The following is a 19,696-nucleotide window of genomic DNA, read 5'->3' on the forward strand; positions in this document are numbered from 1 at the left end:
ACGAACCGAAAGTTTGCGTCACGAACGACACCTGAAACAGCTTGCTATCACATACCCGATTTGCTGAAGCGCGCCGCAGGGCACGATTCGGTACCCGAATTTCTTGACGACCATAGAGCATTGGAACCACCTGATCCCATCCCGAACTCAGTAGTGAAACGATGTATCGCCGATGGTAGTGTGGGGTTTCCCCATGTGAGAGTAGGTCATCGTCAAGATTAAATTCCAGAAACCCTCATCGCTTACGCGTTGAGGGTTTTTGTTTAAGTAGAAGTCACCAAAATTCGCTGGAACGTTACCTGCTAACGGATCGGCAACAGAATTTCTTGACGACCATAGAGCATTGGAACCACCTGATCCCATCCCGAACTCAGCAGTGAAACGATGTATCGCCGATGGTAGTGTGGGGTTTCCCCATGTGAGAGTAGGTCATCGTCAAGATTGAATTCCGAAACCCCTCATCGCTTATGCGATGAGGGGTTTTGTCGTTATGGGTCATCAAATAAAGAAGCCCGCTCAGGCATTTGCTCCGAGCGGGCTGCTGTGATGCCGCGTCAATCAGCCAAACAGGCTGCGCACGTTACTCATTGCGCCATCTGCAAACCCCTGAAGAAACGCCTCGAATGCATCCCCTTCAGGCCCTCCCTCAACAGGGTCGGCAACAATCGTCCAACTGGCGATGCAGGTATCGCCATCACCGCTGGCTTCCACTGTCATTGCTGCCCACAGATTGCTGACTGGCAAGCTGGTGTGGATCAGTGACCAGGTCATATAAAGCGCCTGATCGTCTCTGGAGTTCAGTTGTTCGATGGCCACATTGCCATCCTTGAACAGCTTGTTACGAACCGAGCCCGGACCTTCGCCAGTGACCTCAATGCTCTCCAGCGCCGGTATGAATGCCTGGAAGCCGCCGAAATTGCCGACGACAGCCCACACGCTGGCCGCGTCACCGGAGACGTCCACGGCGGACACCACTCGGCACGCCACCGGATTCTTGATAAGGGTGTCGGGTTTCAGATTGCTGTGAAGTGTGTTCATGTCGTTCTCCATTTATCTCAGTGGGTAATGGCTCAGATGAAGTCGATTTCTTTCAGGTAATCGCAGCCCCTGCGCAGCAACGCCGGAGTTTTTTGCGGGTACTGTTCGCCCATGCGACGAATGCCGTTCAGGGTGTTGCGGTGCTCGATCATCGAGATGTCGCCGATGTCTTCTTCAAACCCGTCGAGGTAGAACCCCAGCACGCCAAACAGCGCGTTCTGGCTGTCGACGCGCTTGAGTTGCGCCTGCCATTGCTCGACGCTGACCAGCTCGAACTGACGCCCTGCCTCGCGGAAGGCGTGCACGTAGTCGCTCCAGCTCAAGGGCTCGGGGTTATGCAGATTGAACACCGCGTGTTCTGGCTGATAACGGCTGGCATGGAAGCCGATGAAGCGCGCCAGAAAGTCCACCGGCATCAGGTCGAAGTTGATGGCGAATGCCGGAACCTGACCCAATTGCAGCGAACCCTTGAGCATCAGCATCAAGCGGTTTTTCTGTGGCTGACACACGCCGGTAACGCTGTTGAAGGCGATGTTGCCGGGGCGATAGATGTTTACCCAGGCACCTTGGTCCCGGGCACATTGCAGGATGCGCTCAGCCACCCACTTGGAGAGGTTGTAGCCGTTCTTGATGTAGATCGGCGGGGTCGCGGCAGCGGGTTGTTCAAGCACATTGCCGGCGGCATCGATGGCACTGCAGGCTGACAGCGTCGAAACGAAATTGAAGACCTTTTTACGGCGCCCCTCACAGAGCTTCAGGCATTCAAAAACCGGGGCCACATTGTCTTTGACCAGGGTTTCGTAATCCTGAACATGGTTCACATTGGCAGCGTTGTGCACCAACGCACCAAACTCGAGATCCAGTCGTTCATACACGGCTTCACTGAGCCCCAACCGAGGCTTGGTCAGGTCTGCGGGATAGACCTTCACGCGACTCAGGTCAAGGTGATCCAGGCGGTTTTCCCGCAGGGCATGTTCGAAGCGCTGCTGCGCGCTTTGTCCAGAAGCCTCGCGCACCAGGCAGGCGATCTCGGTTGCCCCCCAGTTGAGCAGCGCTTCGACGATATGCACACCCAGGAAGCCGTTGGCACCCGTGACAATCACCTTATGAACATCACCCATTCTGCTGACAGGCAATGTAGCCAGCTGAAAGTCCGGGTTGGCATCCCGCAGGGCCTGAGCACTGAGGGCTCCGGCAGAAGTGCCGTCACTGTCGATCAGGCTGGCGAGTGTCAGCACGGTAGGTGCTTCGATAAAACGATTGATGGGAATGCTCCGCCCGAAGCGTTCACGAACGCCCAGCAACAGGCGCGACAGCAGGATCGAGTGTCCTCCGAGATTGAAAAAGCTTTCATCAGTCGAGATGTCGTCTGGCGGCAGTTCCAACAGCTCGCCCCATAGCTCCAGCAGCGCCCGTTCCTGCTCAGTCTCGGGTTGGCGACGAGTGTGCTGCCCGATAAAGCTCAGTGGTATTTCCAGAAGCGCTTTGCGATCGACCTTGCCGTTGCTGGCGAACGGCATGCCGGGCAACATCGTGTAGACGGCGGGATGCATGTAATCAGGCAACAGGCGTTGTACATGCGCCTTTAACGCCTGTTCGTCATGCTCAAGATACGGTTGAGCGAGAAACGCCAGAATTCGCCGCTGCCTGTCGATCACCACGGCGACCTGTCGATACAGCCTGCTGTCGCGCAGGCAATGCTCTATCTCTTCCGGCTCGACCCGAAAACCGCGAATCTTCACCTGATTATCACGGCGTCCGCTGAGGACGATGCCGTCAGCCGTCCACTTGGCCATGTCGCCGGTACGGTAGGCACGCATCAGTTGCCCATCCGGTTTCGTCAGCCACACATAACGCTCGGCGGTAAGCTCGGGGTTGTTTACATAGCCCAGGCACACACCGGGTCCGACGATGTACAGCTCCCCTTGAGTCTGCTCGGCCACGGGCTGCAGTTGCTCGTCCAGAATCCACGCCTGGCTGTTAGCGATCGGTCGGCCCAGATGCCGGTTGCTGCTGGACGAAGCGAACTCGCAGGCGGTAACCAACACCGTGGCTTCGGTGGGGCCGTACAGGTTGTGGAAATGACATTGGCCGGTGAGTTGCGCAATCACATGCGGCTCACAGACGTCGCCTCCGGTCATGACATGCTCAAGCCCCAGCGGCTGATCCAGCGGCAGGATGCTCAACAGCGCCGGCGGCAGGAATGCATGGGTGATGCCTTGTTGCAGCACGCGGACCAACTGCAACGGATCACGCCGCTGGTCTTCATCGGGCACCACCAGTTCGGCGCCACTGAGCCAGGTGGGAAAAATGTCGATGATCGACGAGTCGAAACTCAGCGTAGAGAATTGCAGCACCCGGCTGTGTTCGTTCAGGCTCACATGCTCGGCATACCAGGCGGTGAAGTGGCTGAGATTACGCTGGCTGAGCAATACGCCTTTCGGCTGCCCGGTGGTGCCCGACGTGTACAGCGCCATGCAGGGCGCATCCTGATCGGCAGCAACGCATGCATGTGCTGAAGCTCCGTCCTCTACAGGCAGCGCAGCAATATTCAGCGCCGGAAACTCCGCAGCCGCCAGCGGGTGCGCGCCATCGTGCAGCAACAGCATCGCCCCCGAGTTTTCCAGAATGTACTGCTGACGCTGCACAGGCTGGCCGGGATCAAGCGGCAGGTACACCGCACCGCAACCCAGAATCGCGAGGATGCCGGCATACAGCTCGGCTGACTTGCGCAGGCAGATACCAATCACCGGAGGTGCGTCGGCTTTCGCGTGCGCCAGCAATGGCCGCAGCAAGCGCTGGATAGCCAGGCTGTGCGCGTGCAGTTGCCGATAGCTGAGCGTCTGGTTGCGAATGGTCAATGCAGGGCGTTCGGCAAACGTCAGCAGCGCCTGCTCCAGCCGCTCGGTGATGGGTGTTTCGGCCAGTTTCAGCAGGTGCGGTTGATCCGTCTGATTCAGGCGATGCTCGAACAGCAATTGATCAATCGCCTGCAAGCCATGCTGTCGATCACTCTGGGCCGATGTGACGCTTGTCAGACCGTTGAAATAGTCGTCTTCTCTGGATAAGCGGCTGATCTGCAATGTCGCCAGATCCACCATGGCTGCGACAGTGGCATCCCGCAGTACGCGCCCGTTGCCTGATTCCTCGACCGGCAGCCACTCACGAACGATCAAGCGTCGAGCCTGGGCAGCGCCATGCCAGCACAGCAGCTCCAGCCGAGGTAACCCGTACTCCAGCGCATTGCCGAAACCGACCCGAAGGCGCAGATGCGTGCAGTGGCCGAACGCATTCAGTTGTTCCTCGTAAAGGTCCAGGCTGCCGTCTTCGATCAGCACGCCGCCATCAGGCATCGTCAACGCGTCCAGCGCCTGCTGATCAGACAGATGCCGCACGCCATGCCCGTGGTCCAGCAGCTCGGCATTCAGTTCACTCAAGGTCAGGCTGTGACCGATGAGCACAATCTCCAGGCGCTTCATTGCAGCGTCCCCTGCGCAGGCAGATAGTCCGCCAGCCCACGCTGTACACAAGGATCGTCCAGCATCGAGCTGTTCTTGAAGAAACGCACGATGTTGGCCACCAGTGGGTGATGGCGGTTGACTGGAAAACTCACTGCCCTGGTCTCTTCCCTGAGCGAGTGCTTGATGGCGTCCGGCACCTGCAGATGGTCGATCAGGGTGAAGTCGAAGCCATTCTGAATATCGTTGGTCAGGTATTGAGCGATGAACACCGGCATGATGCGGGCGATGGATTCCCGGTCCTGTTGGGGAGCGGTGTGCCAGTAGATGCGTACCAGCCGCGCCCAGAAGCCCGAATGACGCCCCTCGTCCAGCAAGTGGTCGGCCATCAGCCCCTTGACCGATTGCTTGACCGATTCGTCCTTGGCGAACGCCGCCACGTCATTGGTCACGGTGTTCTCCGCGATGGCGACACAGATCAGCTCCACTGCGCTGCGCAGATGCTCGGGGGACAGAGCCAGTGCGGCCGGAATGGCCCGGCTGAGTTCAATCTCGTCCGGCAACGGGATAGGTTCTATGCCCGTCAGGGCGATGGTCTGTTGCATGAAGTCCATCGCGACCAGTGCGTGATAGTCCTCATCGACCACCACCGTCATCGCGTCATAGCGACAGGCAAACGGGAAGCGAATCGTGAAGTGGTCCTTGGCGATACTGCGCGCGGTCCTGTCAACGATCTCGGTCTCGAAGATCACCACATCATTGATGAACTTGTAGAGGCTCTGCACCAGCGCGTAATCGCGCAAATGCGCACACTCGCGGGTGAACGTGTCGCTGAGCACCAGCGGTTGGCGGCTGAGGGGGTAGATCAGTTTGTCATCGTTCTCGACCATCCTGCGTGGGCGAGTACGAATGGTGGCGCGACCTTCCCACGCATCGATGAACGACATGTAGTCTTCTGCTTTCATGATGGCTTCCTTGTAAAGGCTTCAGGGTGTTGCGGGCGGGTCTTACGCGCTGGCCTGCACGAGCGGCGTTCGCATGCTCAGGCGCAGCGTGTCCCATAGCTGGACCCTGCTTTCCACAGCGGCGATGGCGGTCTGATAAACCTCTCGCTCGCGCTGCGCGTCGTCGGCAACCAGACGAGCCAGCAACTGCTCTGCTGCCGGACCGTGGTCCTCGGCGTCCACTTCGATGTGGCGTTCCAGGTAGTAGCGGAAGGTGGGTGCCTGGTGGGCGGTGATGCCCCAGTCATCGAGGATGGTCTGGAACATCTGCGGGATGACGCTCTCGCGTCCATGCAGAAAGGCCGCAGCAACGCTGTGTGCCGGCGCATGCAGGGCGATATCGAGCGTGTGTGTCACGAATGCCGTCGCCGCTTGCCCCGCGTCGACGTGTTGCAGTGCGGTTGTGTAACGCATGCCCTGTCTCTGCAGTTCGATGAAGCGCTCGATCTGTACCGTGCTCGCGCCAATCTCGCGCATCGCATCCAGGTACAGTTCGAAATGGCTGTAATGACCCGCGCCCAGTCGATTATCGGATTCCTCACCCAGAACGATCTCGTTGATCAGGCGGGCAGCGGAAGCATCTGTCGGCGGCAGCCACGGCAACTGGGTGCAGGTCAGTTCCTGTTGCAGGCGCTTGGTCAGCGACATGAAATCCCAGACGGCGAATACATGGGTCTCCATAAAGCGCCGGAGTACATCCAATGTCGTGATTTCTGCAAAGATCGGATGACGACCAAGTTCAACTTTCTTATGTGCGAGTCGTGTTTTTTCACAAGGCATAGTGACGGTCCTATTGAAAGAGGGCGGTAAGTAGCGCTGCAGTTTTCTACGATATAAACGTGTCGACAGTGCCGCGATAAAACGCAATGAAATGCCGGGTTAGAGGCGAACTCAGGCCTGAGTGTGAGGGGCCTGTTCGCCGCAAACACGCATCGGTTATTTCAATTAGAGACACCCTGCCGCGTTGGCTTTCCGAGCGCTGGCCCTTGTACATCAAGAGGTCTAGCCCGGTAAGCCGCCGACATCACTGACGACGAAGAAAACTTAAAACAAACTTATCAAGGGCTGCAATCATTTTTTTAATAATATTTAATGAGCCGTTTTTAAGCATGTAAGTTGCCATATAAAACGTGGTGAATACGTTTTACAGGCGTGCAGACAACCCTCCCGACTGATTAAGCCGGAATTATTAATAATGAGCGAATGCCTCGCCCAGCGTTGCCGATGTGCTGAATAATCAGGGTTCTGGTTTTTTTAATGGGCGAAGTTGGAAATGACTTCCAATGTCTGTGTGCCCCGTTCAACAACTCCTTATCCATTGAGTTCAGATGAACAGAGAACCGCTCCGATCCTGCGCGAGCCGTTCAGCCGTAGCCAGGGAACATCCTCCGGTTGGTTTCCTCAGCGCCACGGTCGAGTTTGCCTTATTCCGACGTTGGGCCATCCGGCAGATCAGGAAAATAGCGATAAAAACGCCATGCCGAGGTTGAGCCTGGCAATGCATCGAGGAGGTGTGAAGAGGAGGGCGGGAGGTGCAAGCGGCCAATCCGCAGACGTTGAGTCATCGCCTGCTGGATAGACCGCCTTGATGATTCAGGCGGGGGTTTTCTTCGCTGTGCGGGTCGGCTTGGCCTTGGTGGCCTTTTTGCTGGTCAGGTATTGAGTGACGGCGTGAACACCACGGTTGAGGTGATGCTGCAGTGCTTCGACACAGGGTTCGATCGCTTTCTGCTCGGCGAGCCGCAACAGCTGCCAATGGTCATCCTGAGAGAGCTTGCCCAGGCCCATGTCAGAAAGATTGAAACGCAGGAAGCGTTCTTCTTCGTTCAGGCCTTCTTCAACCAGACGCATGAGACGCTTGTTGTGGGTCTTGGCATACAGCGAGAGGTGGAACATCCGATTGAGTCTGCCGATCTGGCCGAAATCCGTCTCGACCTCAAGCTGCTCGATATAGCCCTTCGCCGTCGCCAGATCATCGGCGTCCAGCAATGGGATAGACAGGCGCAACGCCTCGGACTCCAGGAGAATGCGCAAGGCATAGGCATCCACCGCGTCTTCGGTGATCAACGGTGCGACCACCGCGCCCTTGTGCGTCTCGACACGCAGCAGCGACTGCGCCTCGAGCTGGCGCAATGCTTCGCGCACAGGCATGCGGCTGACGCCAAACAGCGTCGCCAGTTCCTGTTGGCGCAATGCCGTGCCGCTTGGCAGGCTGCCATCGATAATGGCGTTTCGCAGCTTTTCTTCAATCACGGTTCTGGCAAGGTGCGCCGGAGGCTGCTCATTGCCCAGTACGGAGCCCAGAAAGGCTTCTCTATCTGATTTGCGCATTGACCTACTTCTTCATCAACCCTGGCTGGACAACGTCCAATTAATCGCTTTGTTGCCGACAGACTAGCCAAGACTTGGCAGTCCGTCGCGAAAATACAAACATCATTATGTTTAGCGGCGAGCGCAGGACCGCGCTGCAGCCCGGCGAGCTCGACAAAATACGCGTCTATCTTAGCGCTCATCGACCTTACGTACCGAGTTCGCATTCATAGGTAACAGGAGTTTCACGTATTGTTTTTATGACATTGCGCTCTGAAACGACCGTTCCAGAGCGCAACAGTGACACGCTCGCGGCATAAGGCCGCAGGCGTGATCGTCTCAGCGCGTCAGGCGGCCGGAGACGAAGTGCTGAACGTCATTGAAGCCTGGCGTCGATGCATGGCCGGGTGTCACCAGCGAATCGATGAACGCTTCGTCTTCAGCGGTGATCTCCACCGTGAGTGCCTTGGTATAACCGTCCCACTGCTGCTCGGTCCTTGGTCCGACGATGGCTGAGGTCACGGCCTGGTTGTTGAGCACCCAGGCAATGGCGAACTCGACAATGCCGACGCCTTTGTCCTGCACATACGCCTGAATTCGCTGCGCGATACGCAACGACTCCGTGCGCCATTCGGTTTCCAGCAGCCGCTTGTCCTGACGTCCGGCACGGCTCTCGCTGTCGGGAGCGATGTCCGGGGCGTACTTACCGCTGAGCACACCGCGGGCGAGCGGGCTGTAGGGCACGACGCCCAGGCCATGGTGTGTGGCAGCGGTGATCTGCTCGACCTCAGCCTGGCGGTTGACGATGTTGTACAGCGGCTGGCTGATGACTGGCTTGTCGACGCCCAGGCGTTGCGCGACGTTGACGATTTCGGCAATTCGCCAGCCGCGGAAGTTCGACACGCCCCAGTAGCGGATCTTGCCCTGCCGGATCAGATCGCCAATCGCCGACACCGTCACTTCCAGCGGGGTGTCGTGATCTTCCTTGTGCAGGTAATAGATATCCACATAGTCGGTATCCAGTCGCCGCAGGCTGTTCTCGATGGCATTGAACATGTGCTTGCGATTCAGGCCGGCCCGGTTGGGCACGCCGTCGGCCGGGCCGATGGCGACCTTGGTGGCCAGCACCCAGTCACTGCGCTGTGCCGCGATGGCCCGACCGACGATTTCCTCCGAGCGCCCGGCGTTGTATACATCCGCCGTGTCGATGAAATTGATGCCCTGATCCCTGGCCTTGTCGATGATACGCAGCGACTCTTCGGCGCCGGTCTGCTCACCGAACATCATCGAGCCGAGTGTCAGTGTGGAAACCTTTAGGCCGGACTGGCCAAGGGTTCGATAATTCATGCTCAGCATCTCCTTGTCATTCAGGCGAGCTCAGGCAACCCCCACGCCGTGAGCGGGAAGTCGGCCAGCGAGCCCAGCAGCAGGTCCGCATGCTCGTACTGCTCGACCGGCATGTGCGAGTCCGGCACGGCCACGGCGTACATCCCGGCAGCCTTGGCGGCGGTCACACCGAACGGTGAGTCTTCAAAGACCAGGCAATCGGCTGGCGAGACGCCAAGACGGCGGGCGGCGACCAGAAAGATGTCCGGGGCTGGCTTGGCAGCGCCGACTTCCGGGTCGTCGGCGGTGACGACGGTGTCGAACAGCTCGAACCATGCGCGGTGCAAGGTGGTCTTGGCCTTGAAGTAATGCACCGACGAGCTGGTGCCCACGGCGATCGGAATATTATGCGCAGCCAGATGACGGACCAGGGCTTCGGCACCGGGCATGGCTGCTGCGCGCGGGAAACGCTCTTCAAGCATGGGCTCCCTGACTTCGAGAAACTCGTCGATCGACATTGGCAGCTCCAGCGCCTTGATCACGTAGTCCGAGAAGTCCCGGGCACCACGGCCAATGGTGTGCTGCTTGACCGACCAATCGAAGGTGCGACCGTGGCGACTGGCAATCAAGTGGGTGACTTCGGTGTAAACCCCCTCGGTGTCCAGCAACAGGCCATCCATGTCGAAAATGACGGCCTTGATCGGACCTCGTTGTTTTTGCTGCTCGCTCATGTGATCACGTCCTGTTCGCAAATTCGTTTCAGCCTAACGTTTCCGGGAAGGCTGTGGCTAGGGCCTGTTTCAAAACCTTTCCACAGGATTGGCGTGCGCAACAAAAGGCACAAGGCCATGTCCAACGCGCTTACGGAACGGCTACGCGCCCACAGAAATGGCCGTGAAGGCTGGGCTCACGGGATCTGCCGATGATAGTCTCTCGCGGCTTTCAATCGGCGCTGCCGGTCCCGGTACGACTTTCCCATCATCAGAACGGATATCTTTACGTCACTATGAATAAATCAGCAGGTATAGCGATTGGCGTCATCGTCGTAGCGGGCGCACTGGCTACGGCTGGTGCCTGGTACACCGGCAATCAACTGGAAGGCGCGCTGAACGACTCGATCAGCAAGACCAATCAGGAACTGGCCAAGTCGTTCAAAGGCACGGACACCAGCGTCAAGCTGGAAATGCTCTCGCTCGACAAGCACTTCTTCAGCAGCACGGCGCACTACCGCGTCGACATCCAGAACCTGTCCGATAGCACCCAGGGCGGCCAGTTTCTGTTCGTCGACCATATCGAGCACGGCCCCATTCCGCTGTCGCATCTGAAGACCCTGAACCTGCTGCCGGTCATGGCCCTGAGCAATTTCCAGATGGAAAAAAGCCCCAGCGCCGAGAAATGGTTCGCCATGAGCAAGGATGTGCCACCGCTCACGGGCCAGGCCAGCATTGGTTATGACCGCGCCACCAAAGGCACGCTGCAGATGGCCCCTCTGGAGATGACCGACGTCGACGGCACGTTCCGTTTTTCAGGTCTGGACCTGAATGCCGAGTCGTCGGCCAACGCGGAAAAATTCACCCTTGCGGGCAACATGGACAATTTGCAACTCAATGTCGCGTCGCCTGACGGTCCGGTCAGCATCGAGATCAAAGGCATGACCTTCGACACGGGCGGCACCAAAGGCAAGTCCGGTTTCTACCTGGGCCACACCAACATGAAAATCCAGAACGCGGGTTTCCAGGTGGTGGGCAAGCCACAGGTACAGATCCGCGATTTCACCAACACCAATCTGGTGCAGGAAGATGCCGGTAACCTGGCAGCCCAGATCAACTACGATGCCGGCATGATTGCCTACGCTGGCAAGGACGTCGGTTCTGCGCACATGGGCTTCAAGATCGCCAATTTCGATGTGTTGGCGACTCAGGCGCTGTATCAGTTGTATCAGGATAAAATCCTGCCTCAACAGCAAGAGGCCGCGCAGGAGAAACGTCCGTTCCGTCTGGAGCTGAGCCCGGCTGATCAGGAGCTGATGAACACCCAGATGAAAACGCTGCTGGCAGCCAAACCGCACATCGAGCTGGAAAAACTCTCGCTCAAGACCAGCAACGGTGAAAGCCACATGCGTATCGCCGTGGACCTGGCCGATCCAGGCGCGCTCGATCAGCCTTCCGATGCGCTGCTCATGAAGAGCCTGGGCGAAGTCAACGCCAAGGTGGTCCTGTCCAAACCGATGATTCGCGATCTCGCGACCCAGCAAGCCATGCGTGAAGGCCAGACCGACCTCAAGGTCATCGCCGATCAGGCCAAGGCCGCTGGCGACATGGCCAGTGCCATGGCCGAGATGATGCAACTGGCCAAGGTCGACGGCGACAACATCGTCTCCGACCTGCATTACGCCAACCAGATGGTCGACTTCAATGGCCAGAAAATGACCGTGCAGCAGTTCATGAGCAACGTCATGGGCAAGGTCGGCGTGCTGGGTAACCAGTAAGCCGCTTGTAACACGGTCTGCTGTCAGGAAGGGCAATGCGCCGTCCTGACAGCAGGCGCTGCTACTGAGTCAGGCCGCGCAGGGTGTCCGCCAGCTGCCGGGTACGCTGCGATGTGCCTGCCGTCATGTCACTGGAGCCTTCCAGCTCCGACAACAGCCCCGTCAGCGTTCCGACCTCAAGGGACTGTTCCTCGATGTGCTGCGCCACCTTGCGAATTTCCTCGGCCAGACGCTCGATATCGGTGCCGATGTCGTTGGCGTTCTGCGACGTCTTCTGCGCAAGCTGGCGCACTTCATCGGCCACCACTGCAAAGCCACGTCCCATTTCGCCCGCCCGTGCAGCCTCGATGGCGGCGTTGAGCGCCAGCAGGTTGGTCTGCCCGGCGATCTGCTGGATCATCTGCACCACCGACTGAATGCGCAGGCTGGATTTGGCCAGCTCCCGCGAGCCGAGCACCACCTCGTCCGCCTGACTGACCAGGCTTTTGACGGTATTGCCTGCTTTGTCGATAACCGTTTCCTGCTGGGTGATGGTTTGCGACAGCTCGTCCATCGAAACATGCAGTTCGCCAGAGTAGTGGCGCAACTGAGCGGCGATTTCTTCCTGATCATGATGGGCCTTGACCAGCACATCGCCCAGGTCGCTCAGGCCACCGAACACCGGGCGGATCTGCTCGTCCAGACCGCTCGGGTCAATGGTTTGCACGAAGTTACGCTGCTTGAACTGATCGATCTGTTTGACCACCACATGGCTCAGACCGGCCAGTTTCTTGATCTGCCGGCGCAGAAAGAACGCCTTGAACTCTCCGTAATAGGCGATGAAATTATCGATGTAGTCGTCGCGGAACGGCTGCCCTTCGGGCACCTTGAAGAAGAACACGGCGGTGAGCGTCTGGTTGAGGTTCAACCCCAGAATCTCGCCAAAGGTCGAGAAGCCCACCACCGGCGTTGCACCGAACACGTCATTCATCCGGCCCAGTTCACTGCCGTTGTTCAGGCGCCGCAGGATGCAGTCGCTCAACAGGCCGAGCAGCGGCTTTCCGGACTTGCCCTGCAGAAAGCGCGCGAAGTCTTTGCGCGTGGTGTCAATCATGGATGTTCGTTTGACCATCACCAGCTCTTCGCCGGGCGCCACGTCGCAGAACAGGTGAACCCGCTCGCTTTCATAATCAATGCGCGCAATCGAGCGCACGAACAGCTCTTCGCCCACCCGGATGGCGAACGAGTACTGCGCCAGCTTGCCTTCCAGCTCATGCCGCTCGCACTTGAGCGCGTCACACAGCGCCGCAACCATCGTGGTGATCTCGCCTCGGGCGTTGACCACCTGGCTGATGTAACGCTCCTCCAGGGAGGCCGTCAGCACGCTCATGCTCAATGGCGTCGGCTCGAAGTTCTGGCTCTTGAAGACGCCGAAGCGCACGTTTTTCGCGCTCTTGAGAAACACCACCTGGGCATGATTTTCGTAGCTGCGTTTGCCGTCGTGAATCAAGGTCTTCTTGAAGTCGCCTTTGCCTCCCGCAGAACCGCCCACGAACAGGCACGGAAAGCGCCCGGACTCATACAGCGCTTCCATGAAGAACGACTCCGACGCCGACAGCCCGTCGAACGTAACGTAGGCCAGCGTATCGCGGTGGTCGATGGGGGTGTTGATCTGCGTGCGCTTGATCGAATCGGTCAGGCGCGCAATGCGCTCACGCATCGACAGTCGCTTGCCCGCGCCGCGAATGTCTTCGCTGTGCAGCGGAATGTGCACCACCTCCGCGCTCTTGATGACGCTTGAGTCGAACAGCGCAAGGACGATCCGGTCCCACTGGTTATCCGCCGCGCAGTACAGCGAATCATTGCCCGAGCAGAGTTCGCCTGACGTTGTGCACAGGCTGATCTTCGCGTTGGGAAAGCGCGCAGCGACAGACTTGGCCACCTGATCGAAGTCGACGTGCGGCGAAACGAAACCGGTCAGATAGACCGGATCGAAGCTCAGCGCAGACAGCTTGGCGTTCAATTCTCGGGCGGACGTAATGACACTGATGGCGCCTTCGGTCCGCGATGTGCCGGCCCGAAAACGAGATAAAAGGCTCATGGTTAAACCCGTAAAGATAAAAAAGCAGAGGCCACGCGGAATATGGACCGATCCTTATTGATCGGCTGCCAACAGGTTCGGGTGAGCTTGAAAGGCGATGAATTTTGCCTATGCGTGCCGCTCAGGACAGGTGCAGCATCAACGCTCTGATGAGGGCAAGCGTCTGGCGATGCACTGAATCATAGTGATCATTGTGGCAATAGGGCCGTACTGACAAGGTGATGGAGTCGGCTGTCGCAGAGGACAGGTGCACATCGACCGCAGGGCTGCTCAGTACGTTGGGGAGGCGGGCTATCTGATCCTTGAGACGCGGGATGATCTTCTGCTCGTCGGCGCTGCCGGGCAATATCGCGGTCAGTTCGACACTGCGAAAGGCATTGCTGGAAAAATTGACGATCGTGTCAGAGAAGATCTTGTTGTTGCCCACCAGATTCAGCACGTTTTCCGGAGTGTTGATCGACGTAACGAACAAACCGATTTCGACCACAGTTCCGGTCACGCCCGCCGCTGAAATCAGATCGCCGACCTTGAAGGGCCGCAGCACGATGATGAAACCACCCGCGGCCAGATTGGCCAGCAAACCCGACCAGGCCATGCCGATCGCCAGCGCCACGGCCGCCAGCAGCGCCGCAAAGCTGGTGGTCTCGATGCCGCAATAGCTCAGAATGGCGATCACCAGAATGATATTCAGCGTCACCGTGATGAACGAGCCGACATAGCGCAGGACCGTCGGATCAAACCGCTGCCGCGTCAGCGAGCGCTGCGCCATCCTGACCAGCACACCGATCAGCCAGCGACCGACAATCCACAGCAACGCTGCGATCACCAGTCTCAAAACAACGGTCGCTCCGTACTGCATAACAGTGTTGAACAGCGAGTTGATTCCGTCAGTGTCGATATTGATGACATTCAGCGCATCCATCACCGCTACTCCCGACTGCTGGGCTCGCCCGGCAGATGGCCTGACGAGCGGAGCCGTACATTGAAGGGCAAAGCGGGTTGATGGCTACTGGTAGTTATGACTGGAGGCAAAGGGCCTGCAACTGGCGTTGGGGGCTCAGCAGGTGTGGTGGGCTGTGAGCCTACATCGTGTCTATTTTTTATTTTTTGAGATGTAGTCAACTATGTTTTGTACCGTTTTGAATTTTTCAACTTCTTCATCCGGGATAATGATGTCGAATGCTTCTTCTAGAGCCATGCTGAGCTTAACAAGTTCTAAACGCCTACCCTTGAAATCCTTGGTTATGTCAGATGTCGGCTTTACATCTACTTCCGCTGCTTCCAAATGCTCGGCCACCAATTCTTTTACACGTGTCATTACATCTTCCATGATCATCATCTCCTCGCTTGCGGTTTTTACTGACTACTGAAGGCCTAAAATTAGGCCGCAGCAGAAAAGCTGTCTACTGACATTAATAACAGCTGTTCAACAGTGGGAGGTCTGAGCAGTTTGGCCATGCTCGTATTAAGCCCATCGAGAAATCGCTAAACTCGCCACCTCACAAGGACGATTCAAGGACCTGGTATGCCGCTCTCTTCTGACACCCTGCGCCGTACGCTGGTGACCTGGCTGTATGCCGTCGCAGTTGCGCATGTGCTGGGCAGTCTGGTGTTCACCTGGGCAGGCTTTTCCGGCTTGCTCGATGGCTATCTGACTAGCCTCGAGCAGGCGTTCTGGACCGAGGCCGTTCCCGCCGCTGCCCGCGCGCAACAGGTCTGGTGGATGGCGCTGTTTGGCGCAACCTTGCAAACGTACTCCGTGTACATGCTGGCGCTGGTGCACCTGGGCAATCGCCTGAAAAGTGCAATGCCCTGGGGTTGGCTGATTGCGGGCCTGCTGCTTTGGGCGCCTCAGGACATCCTGATTTCCGTGCGTGGGGGCGTCTGGTCTCACGTCTGGCTCGATCTGGCGGCGCTGCTGGCGTTGTTGCCGCCGCTGATCTGGCTGTATCGCCATGATCGCCGCACTTCGGCTGTTCACGCGTCGAAGGGGCCTCGTCATGTCTGACTTGCCGCTGCTGTATCTGCTGGCGGGCAACGGCAGCAGTGCCGAATGGTGGGACGACGCGCTGCCGCATTTTCAGCAGCATCAGGTCGTGCCGCTGGAACTACCAGGCTTCGGCAACAATCCTCAGCCACCCTGCGAAGACCTCGCCGCCTACGCCGATGCGCTGTTGGCGGCGACCGTGAAGGGCAGCGCCATCGTCGCTGTGGGGGTCAATGCCTTGCTGGTCATGCATGCGTTGCAGCGCCAGCCGGGGCACTTCTGCAGAAGCGTGCTGCTGGCCCCGGTGGGGGCTTTTCTGTGGCAGCGGCGCTTGCCTGCGCTGATGTCGCCGCTACCCATTCGCAAGACCATTCACTGGCTGCTGGCCAACAAGCCCACGCTGTTTGCGCACAAGTTTTCCAGGCAGAGCTGGCCTGCCGCGCATTACCAGCGCATGGGTTCCGGTTACGCCCGCTGCCGTGCTTTCGTGCCGTATTGGGATCTGTTGCGTGCCGACACCGCGCTGCCGCTGCTGGAGTGGGTGCAGGATCCGATAGAGCTGGTCTGGGGCGATCAGGACAAGGTTCTGGGCATCGAGCAGGCAGCGGCGTGGTCGGCCATTCTGGCGCGTGCCGACCTGACCATCAGCCTCAAACCGGGCTGGGGTCACTACCCGTGGATCGACGCGCCGGCCGAGTTTGCGCAGTGGCTGGAGTCGGGCGAGCGCGGCTTCGTTGCGCACACCAAAGGCGGCCGTCTGCGTCTGGCGGCCATCGCCGGGCAACCGGTGCCCGAGGCACTGTCTCTGGTGCAGGGCGATGACTCGGCCTTGCCCGCGTTTCTGGCCCGTCAGCCTGACGCTATCTGGGCCGTGCGCTCATCCAGTTTCGGTGAGGATCAGGCCGATGCGGCCAATGCCGGTCTGAGTACCACTTTTCTTCGCGAGCCCGACCACAACGTGCCCGCGCGCGTCGCAGAGCTGCACAACGCTGGCGTCGAAGAGGTTGTGGTGCAGCGCTTCATCACGCCGGTGCTTTCCGGCATCGCCTTCGTGCGTCACCTGTCGGTCGAGCTGGAGTGGGTGGAAGGGCACCTGGAGTCGCTGGCCGACGGTCAGGCAAGCCCTGAGCGAGCGATCATTTCCCGCCTCGGCGCGGCCTGGAGCAGCGGCGACTTCAAGCCATCCCACGGTTTGACTGAGGAGGTGCTCTGGGACTTCCTGCAGGGCGTTCTGCGCGTATTTCACTACGTGCCGGGCGACGTCGAATGGGCCTGGGATGGCCGCCAGCTGTGGCTGCTGCAGTACCGACCGATCAGTGACTACGGCTGGCGTCGCCACCTGACCGCCGCCAATATTGCGGAGATCCTGCCGCCACAGCCCAGCAGGCTGGTCGAGTACGCACAGCGGCGTGCCGCAGGCAGCATCCCGGCGATCATGGCGCGTTGGGATTCGCGCGTGTTGCAGGACAACGAGCCATTTACCGCACTGTTTGGCGCAGCTTCCTACATCAACAACGACCTGTTTCTCGCACGCCTGGCTGACTGGGGCATCGCCTCCAGCAGCTACGCCGATGAGGTCGGCGGCGCGACCCCGCATCTACCGTGGCGACCGCTGCGTCTGCTGCGCTCATTACCGGTCTTTCTACGGATGCAGCGTGTCGCGCGTGGCCACTTGTTGACCCTGGAAAAGCAACTGCACCGCTTCGACCGAGAGCTGCATGCCCTCACGGCCCAAGATGCTGACGGCCAGCAATTGGCTGACTGGTTCACCCGTTTCTACGTATTCGTCGTGCAAGGCAACCTGTGCATCGCCACCTCGCTGGCCAGCAGCGGCGGAGACCTGCTGGGACGTCCGCCGACCGCTTACGACGATCTGGAGCACTGCCCGCACCGGCTGCCCTGGGAAACCGATCCCGCGACCCAGCGCCCGGCAGCCACTGACCTTCCTTTACAAGCCTTCCCGACCTGGCCGGATTTCATTCGCATCGCCCACCGCGCAGGCCTGCCCGGCATGCGCGGCTACTACCTGCAAGTGCGCGAGTGGTATCGCGACAACCTGATGCGCCTGTTCTTCCGCCTGCATCACGCCATGCCCGGCGCCGACCGGGAACACTGGTTTGCGCCCCATCCGGACATTCGCAGCCGTGCAGGCAGCTTTTGGCAGGACGGCCGCGAAGGCACCGAGCAGGCCACCGGCTTCATGATCTATCCGGGCCAGGTCCAGGGCATTCTGGGCGAGGACATCCTGCTGGAAGACACCCTCGACCCCGGACGCCACGCGCACTACCAGAACGCCCGCGCGGTAATCGCGCGCATGGGCGGACGTCTCTCGCACGGCTCGACATTGCTGCGTGAACTGCGCAAACCCTCGGCCGTGCTGCCGCAGGTTGATCTGGCGTGGGTGGGGCGCGAAGTGCTGTATGTGGATGGGGAGTTGCGGCTGGTGGAAGGGCAGGCATAAAGCCCGAGGGGAGTTATCCACAGCCAACCCGCACGCTCATTGAGCGCTGCGGGTGCTCAGCTGGCTACGTCTGCAGGTCAGAGGCGCATGCCTTTGAACGGGTTCCAGCCTTGCTCGCCTTTCACTTCCTTGAGGTAGTAGGAGTAGTTGGCCGTCAGGGCGTACATCAGAGAAAACACGACGTTCAAGCCGGTGCCCAATGCTGCCGGAACCTCCATTCCAAGGATCCCGAAAAGCAGCGCTATAACGATGTTGACCGCGATAATGACGCCGATCAGCGCCAGATTTTTCTTCCACAGACCCAGCACGAAGAAGTAAATCGGACCGAAGAAAAACGCGATGATGTTGGCGCAGACAAGCAACTTCTTCTTGAAGTCAGGCAGCGCGTTCACTGCCGGCTTGAAGCGTGGATCGTTCGGCGCACCATACGTCTCGAAAAAATTGAAACGCTCTTGCCACTTGGCGCTGTGCTGGCCAGTGCTTTGGGTCTGATCTGTCGTGCTCATGGTTCTACTCCTTGTGTTCCGTGGGGTGACGTTTTCTTCCGGGAAATCCTGTATCTCTGACGTTGCTGCTTTTGTGATCGGCGAGCGATTGTATGAAGTTTCCAGGTGGCGTACTACGCAATTGCGCCCCGAGCTCTTCATGCCCGCCTCGACAAGGTATAGCCAAACGCTTACACGCGGTGTAGGGATTTGGCCATTTCCGATCTGGTCCTTCCTCCGTACTATTGGATCCATCAAGTGGTGAACAGGAGTTCACCAGGATCAAGGATGATCGACCATCGCCTCGGAGGCAGCCGACAGGGAGTCGGGATGGTCTTGGAAAAACCCGCTTCGGCGGGTTTTTTGTTGGGCGCTATAAAGTCCTCGTTGAGCCCGGGCTATTTGCGTAGCGCCTTTCTCTTGCGCAGGTTTTCACGATGCACCTCGAGATCCTTGCGCCGCCGCATCTCCTGACGGATCTCCTTGCGTTCGGATCGAATAATCCTCCATTGCATGCGCAACTCCCGGCCGCGCTCGCTGTTGAGCGATAAAAGGCCCAGCAACGGGAAAAGCAGCCCCAGCACGTAAAGCATCAATTCAAAACGCCGCCAGTGCGCAGGGGCAGTGGGCAACACGGCAAAAAAGCAGCTCACCAGAATGGCCGCCAATATCCACATTCCGCAGGCATGCCCGCGACTCATCATGATGCCGCCGAAACTCAAGACCAGTGATACGCCCATCATGAGCATCATTGACTGGCCCGTTCTCTCCGGCTCATTTGGAAAGTACGCATCGACCATCGTGCCTGCGGTAATGGCGAGAGAAAATATGCCCATGAAGATCGGAGTCAGAAAGGACAGCAGATAACGCGAGCGGAAAGCGGCAACGTGACTGCGGTAAATCACCATAGGCTCCGGCGAGGCCCGCTTGCTGCGAGATTGTTTACCCATTTTTCTTCCTTGGTTGGGTTCGGTGGCCAGTTGTCTTTGCTGATGGACTTACTACTCTGGCTTCAATAGGGACATATCGAAATGCCAGAGTGTCGGATTCGACGAAACC

Annotated in this window: 15 protein-coding genes and 2 rRNA genes; 5 read left to right on the forward strand and 12 right to left on the reverse strand. The window is 58.7% G+C overall.

Translation table 11 applies throughout. The annotated features are described in order from the left end of the window. The first annotated feature begins 102 nt into the window (after positions 1-102). Both rrf (JOE29_RS00005) and rrf (JOE29_RS00010) read left to right on the forward strand, forming a co-directional pair. Positions 103-218: ribosomal RNA gene (gene rrf / locus JOE29_RS00005) — 5S ribosomal RNA — on the forward strand. 107 nt (positions 219-325) lie between these two features. Continuing rightward, positions 326-441 (forward strand): 5S ribosomal RNA (gene rrf, locus JOE29_RS00010). Positions 442-558: 117 nt separating this feature from the next. Here rrf (JOE29_RS00010) and JOE29_RS00015 read toward each other — a convergent pair. From JOE29_RS00015 to JOE29_RS00045, 7 genes are all read right to left on the reverse strand, one after another. After that, complete coding sequence (locus tag JOE29_RS00015; RefSeq protein ID WP_003424356.1) at positions 559-1,038, reverse strand: SRPBCC family protein; 480 nt, start codon at positions 1,036-1,038, stop codon at positions 559-561. 32 nt (positions 1,039-1,070) lie between these two features. Further along, positions 1,071-4,517, reverse strand: coding sequence for a non-ribosomal peptide synthetase (locus JOE29_RS00020; protein ID WP_210078681.1), 3,447 nt, complete (start codon positions 4,515-4,517; stop codon positions 1,071-1,073). After that, positions 4,514-5,461 carry a diiron oxygenase gene (locus JOE29_RS00025; protein WP_210078682.1) on the reverse strand — a complete coding sequence of 316 codons (948 nt, stop codon included), beginning with the start codon at positions 5,459-5,461 and terminating at the stop codon, positions 4,514-4,516. The genes JOE29_RS00020 and JOE29_RS00025 overlap by 4 nt, the downstream gene beginning before the upstream one ends. Before the next feature lie 42 nt (positions 5,462-5,503). Then, a complete protein-coding gene (locus tag JOE29_RS00030; protein ID WP_017279059.1) occupies positions 5,504-6,280 on the reverse strand; it encodes a DUF3050 domain-containing protein in 777 nt (258 codons plus the stop codon). Positions 6,281-7,093: 813 nt separating this feature from the next. Then, on the reverse strand, positions 7,094-7,831 hold the full coding sequence (locus tag JOE29_RS00035; RefSeq protein ID WP_210078683.1) for a GntR family transcriptional regulator: 738 nt from the start codon (positions 7,829-7,831) through the stop codon (positions 7,094-7,096). 318 nt (positions 7,832-8,149) lie between these two features. Continuing rightward, positions 8,150-9,157, reverse strand: a complete 1,008-nt coding sequence (locus tag JOE29_RS00040) for an aldo/keto reductase (RefSeq protein WP_004415202.1) — start codon at positions 9,155-9,157, stop codon at positions 8,150-8,152. A 20-nt stretch (positions 9,158-9,177) separates the two neighbouring features. Further along, positions 9,178-9,867 (reverse strand): HAD-IA family hydrolase, encoded by a 690-nt coding sequence (locus JOE29_RS00045; protein WP_016569314.1) that lies wholly within the window; start codon positions 9,865-9,867, stop codon positions 9,178-9,180. 275 nt (positions 9,868-10,142) lie between these two features. On the opposite strand from JOE29_RS00045, the gene JOE29_RS00050 reads away from it, so the two are divergent. Beyond that, positions 10,143-11,624, forward strand: a complete 1,482-nt coding sequence (locus tag JOE29_RS00050) for a YdgA family protein (RefSeq protein WP_074997984.1) — start codon at positions 10,143-10,145, stop codon at positions 11,622-11,624. Positions 11,625-11,685: 61 nt separating this feature from the next. Here the strand turns inward: JOE29_RS00050 and JOE29_RS00055 are convergent, their stop codons facing one another. The 3 genes from JOE29_RS00055 to JOE29_RS00065 form a co-directional block, all read right to left on the reverse strand. Further along, on the reverse strand, positions 11,686-13,704 hold the full coding sequence (locus JOE29_RS00055; protein ID WP_024693675.1) for an FIST N-terminal domain-containing protein: 2,019 nt from the start codon (positions 13,702-13,704) through the stop codon (positions 11,686-11,688). A gap of 121 nt (positions 13,705-13,825) precedes the next feature. Beyond that, entirely contained in the window at positions 13,826-14,626 is an 801-nt protein-coding gene (locus tag JOE29_RS00060; RefSeq protein WP_210078684.1) for a mechanosensitive ion channel family protein, read from the reverse strand. Between the two features lie 171 nt (positions 14,627-14,797). Continuing rightward, complete coding sequence (locus JOE29_RS00065) at positions 14,798-15,034, reverse strand: acyl carrier protein (RefSeq protein ID WP_245226631.1); 237 nt, start codon at positions 15,032-15,034, stop codon at positions 14,798-14,800. A gap of 195 nt (positions 15,035-15,229) precedes the next feature. On the opposite strand from JOE29_RS00065, the gene JOE29_RS00070 reads away from it, so the two are divergent. Then, positions 15,230-15,712, forward strand: a complete 483-nt coding sequence (locus JOE29_RS00070) for a cell division protein (protein ID WP_103689861.1) — start codon at positions 15,230-15,232, stop codon at positions 15,710-15,712. Further along, a complete protein-coding gene (locus JOE29_RS00075) occupies positions 15,705-18,152 on the forward strand; it encodes a PEP-utilizing enzyme (RefSeq protein ID WP_210078685.1) in 2,448 nt (815 codons plus the stop codon). The genes JOE29_RS00070 and JOE29_RS00075 overlap by 8 nt, the downstream gene beginning before the upstream one ends. Before the next feature lie 77 nt (positions 18,153-18,229). Here the strand turns inward: JOE29_RS00075 and JOE29_RS00080 are convergent, their stop codons facing one another. After that, a complete protein-coding gene (locus JOE29_RS00080; RefSeq protein WP_003424322.1) occupies positions 18,230-18,658 on the reverse strand; it encodes a DUF2628 domain-containing protein in 429 nt (142 codons plus the stop codon). A 377-nt stretch (positions 18,659-19,035) separates the two neighbouring features. Further along, entirely contained in the window at positions 19,036-19,587 is a 552-nt protein-coding gene (locus JOE29_RS00085; RefSeq protein WP_003407945.1) for a hypothetical protein, read from the reverse strand. Positions 19,588-19,696 lie beyond the last annotated feature (109 nt).

The sequence above is a fragment of the Pseudomonas sp. PvP009 genome, from assembly GCF_017832995.1.
Classification (GTDB): domain Bacteria; phylum Pseudomonadota; class Gammaproteobacteria; order Pseudomonadales; family Pseudomonadaceae; genus Aquipseudomonas; species Aquipseudomonas syringae.

What these genes read in the sequence shown, in the direction of transcription:
- JOE29_RS00080 (WP_003424322.1), bottom strand. Translation starts at nt 18,658, where the DNA reads ATGAGCACGACAGATCAGACCCAAAGCACTGGCCAGCACAGCGCCAAG.
- JOE29_RS00065 (WP_245226631.1), bottom strand. Translation starts at nt 15,034, where the DNA reads ATGGAAGATGTAATGACACGTGTAAAAGAATTGGTGGCCGAGCATTTG.
- JOE29_RS00085 (WP_003407945.1), bottom strand. Translation starts at nt 19,587, where the DNA reads ATGGGTAAACAATCTCGCAGCAAGCGGGCCTCGCCGGAGCCTATGGTG.
- JOE29_RS00045 (WP_016569314.1), bottom strand. Translation starts at nt 9,867, where the DNA reads ATGAGCGAGCAGCAAAAACAACGAGGTCCGATCAAGGCCGTCATTTTC.
- JOE29_RS00020 (WP_210078681.1), bottom strand. Translation starts at nt 4,517, where the DNA reads ATGAAGCGCCTGGAGATTGTGCTCATCGGTCACAGCCTGACCTTGAGT.
- JOE29_RS00025 (WP_210078682.1), bottom strand. Translation starts at nt 5,461, where the DNA reads ATGAAAGCAGAAGACTACATGTCGTTCATCGATGCGTGGGAAGGTCGC.
- JOE29_RS00055 (WP_024693675.1), bottom strand. Translation starts at nt 13,704, where the DNA reads ATGAGCCTTTTATCTCGTTTTCGGGCCGGCACATCGCGGACCGAAGGC.
- JOE29_RS00030 (WP_017279059.1), bottom strand. Translation starts at nt 6,280, where the DNA reads ATGCCTTGTGAAAAAACACGACTCGCACATAAGAAAGTTGAACTTGGT.
- JOE29_RS00075 (WP_210078685.1), top strand. Translation starts at nt 15,705, where the DNA reads ATGTCTGACTTGCCGCTGCTGTATCTGCTGGCGGGCAACGGCAGCAGT.
- JOE29_RS00015 (WP_003424356.1), bottom strand. Translation starts at nt 1,038, where the DNA reads ATGAACACACTTCACAGCAATCTGAAACCCGACACCCTTATCAAGAAT.
- JOE29_RS00060 (WP_210078684.1), bottom strand. Translation starts at nt 14,626, where the DNA reads ATGGATGCGCTGAATGTCATCAATATCGACACTGACGGAATCAACTCG.
- JOE29_RS00070 (WP_103689861.1), top strand. Translation starts at nt 15,230, where the DNA reads ATGCCGCTCTCTTCTGACACCCTGCGCCGTACGCTGGTGACCTGGCTG.
- JOE29_RS00035 (WP_210078683.1), bottom strand. Translation starts at nt 7,831, where the DNA reads ATGCGCAAATCAGATAGAGAAGCCTTTCTGGGCTCCGTACTGGGCAAT.
- JOE29_RS00040 (WP_004415202.1), bottom strand. Translation starts at nt 9,157, where the DNA reads ATGAATTATCGAACCCTTGGCCAGTCCGGCCTAAAGGTTTCCACACTG.
- JOE29_RS00050 (WP_074997984.1), top strand. Translation starts at nt 10,143, where the DNA reads ATGAATAAATCAGCAGGTATAGCGATTGGCGTCATCGTCGTAGCGGGC.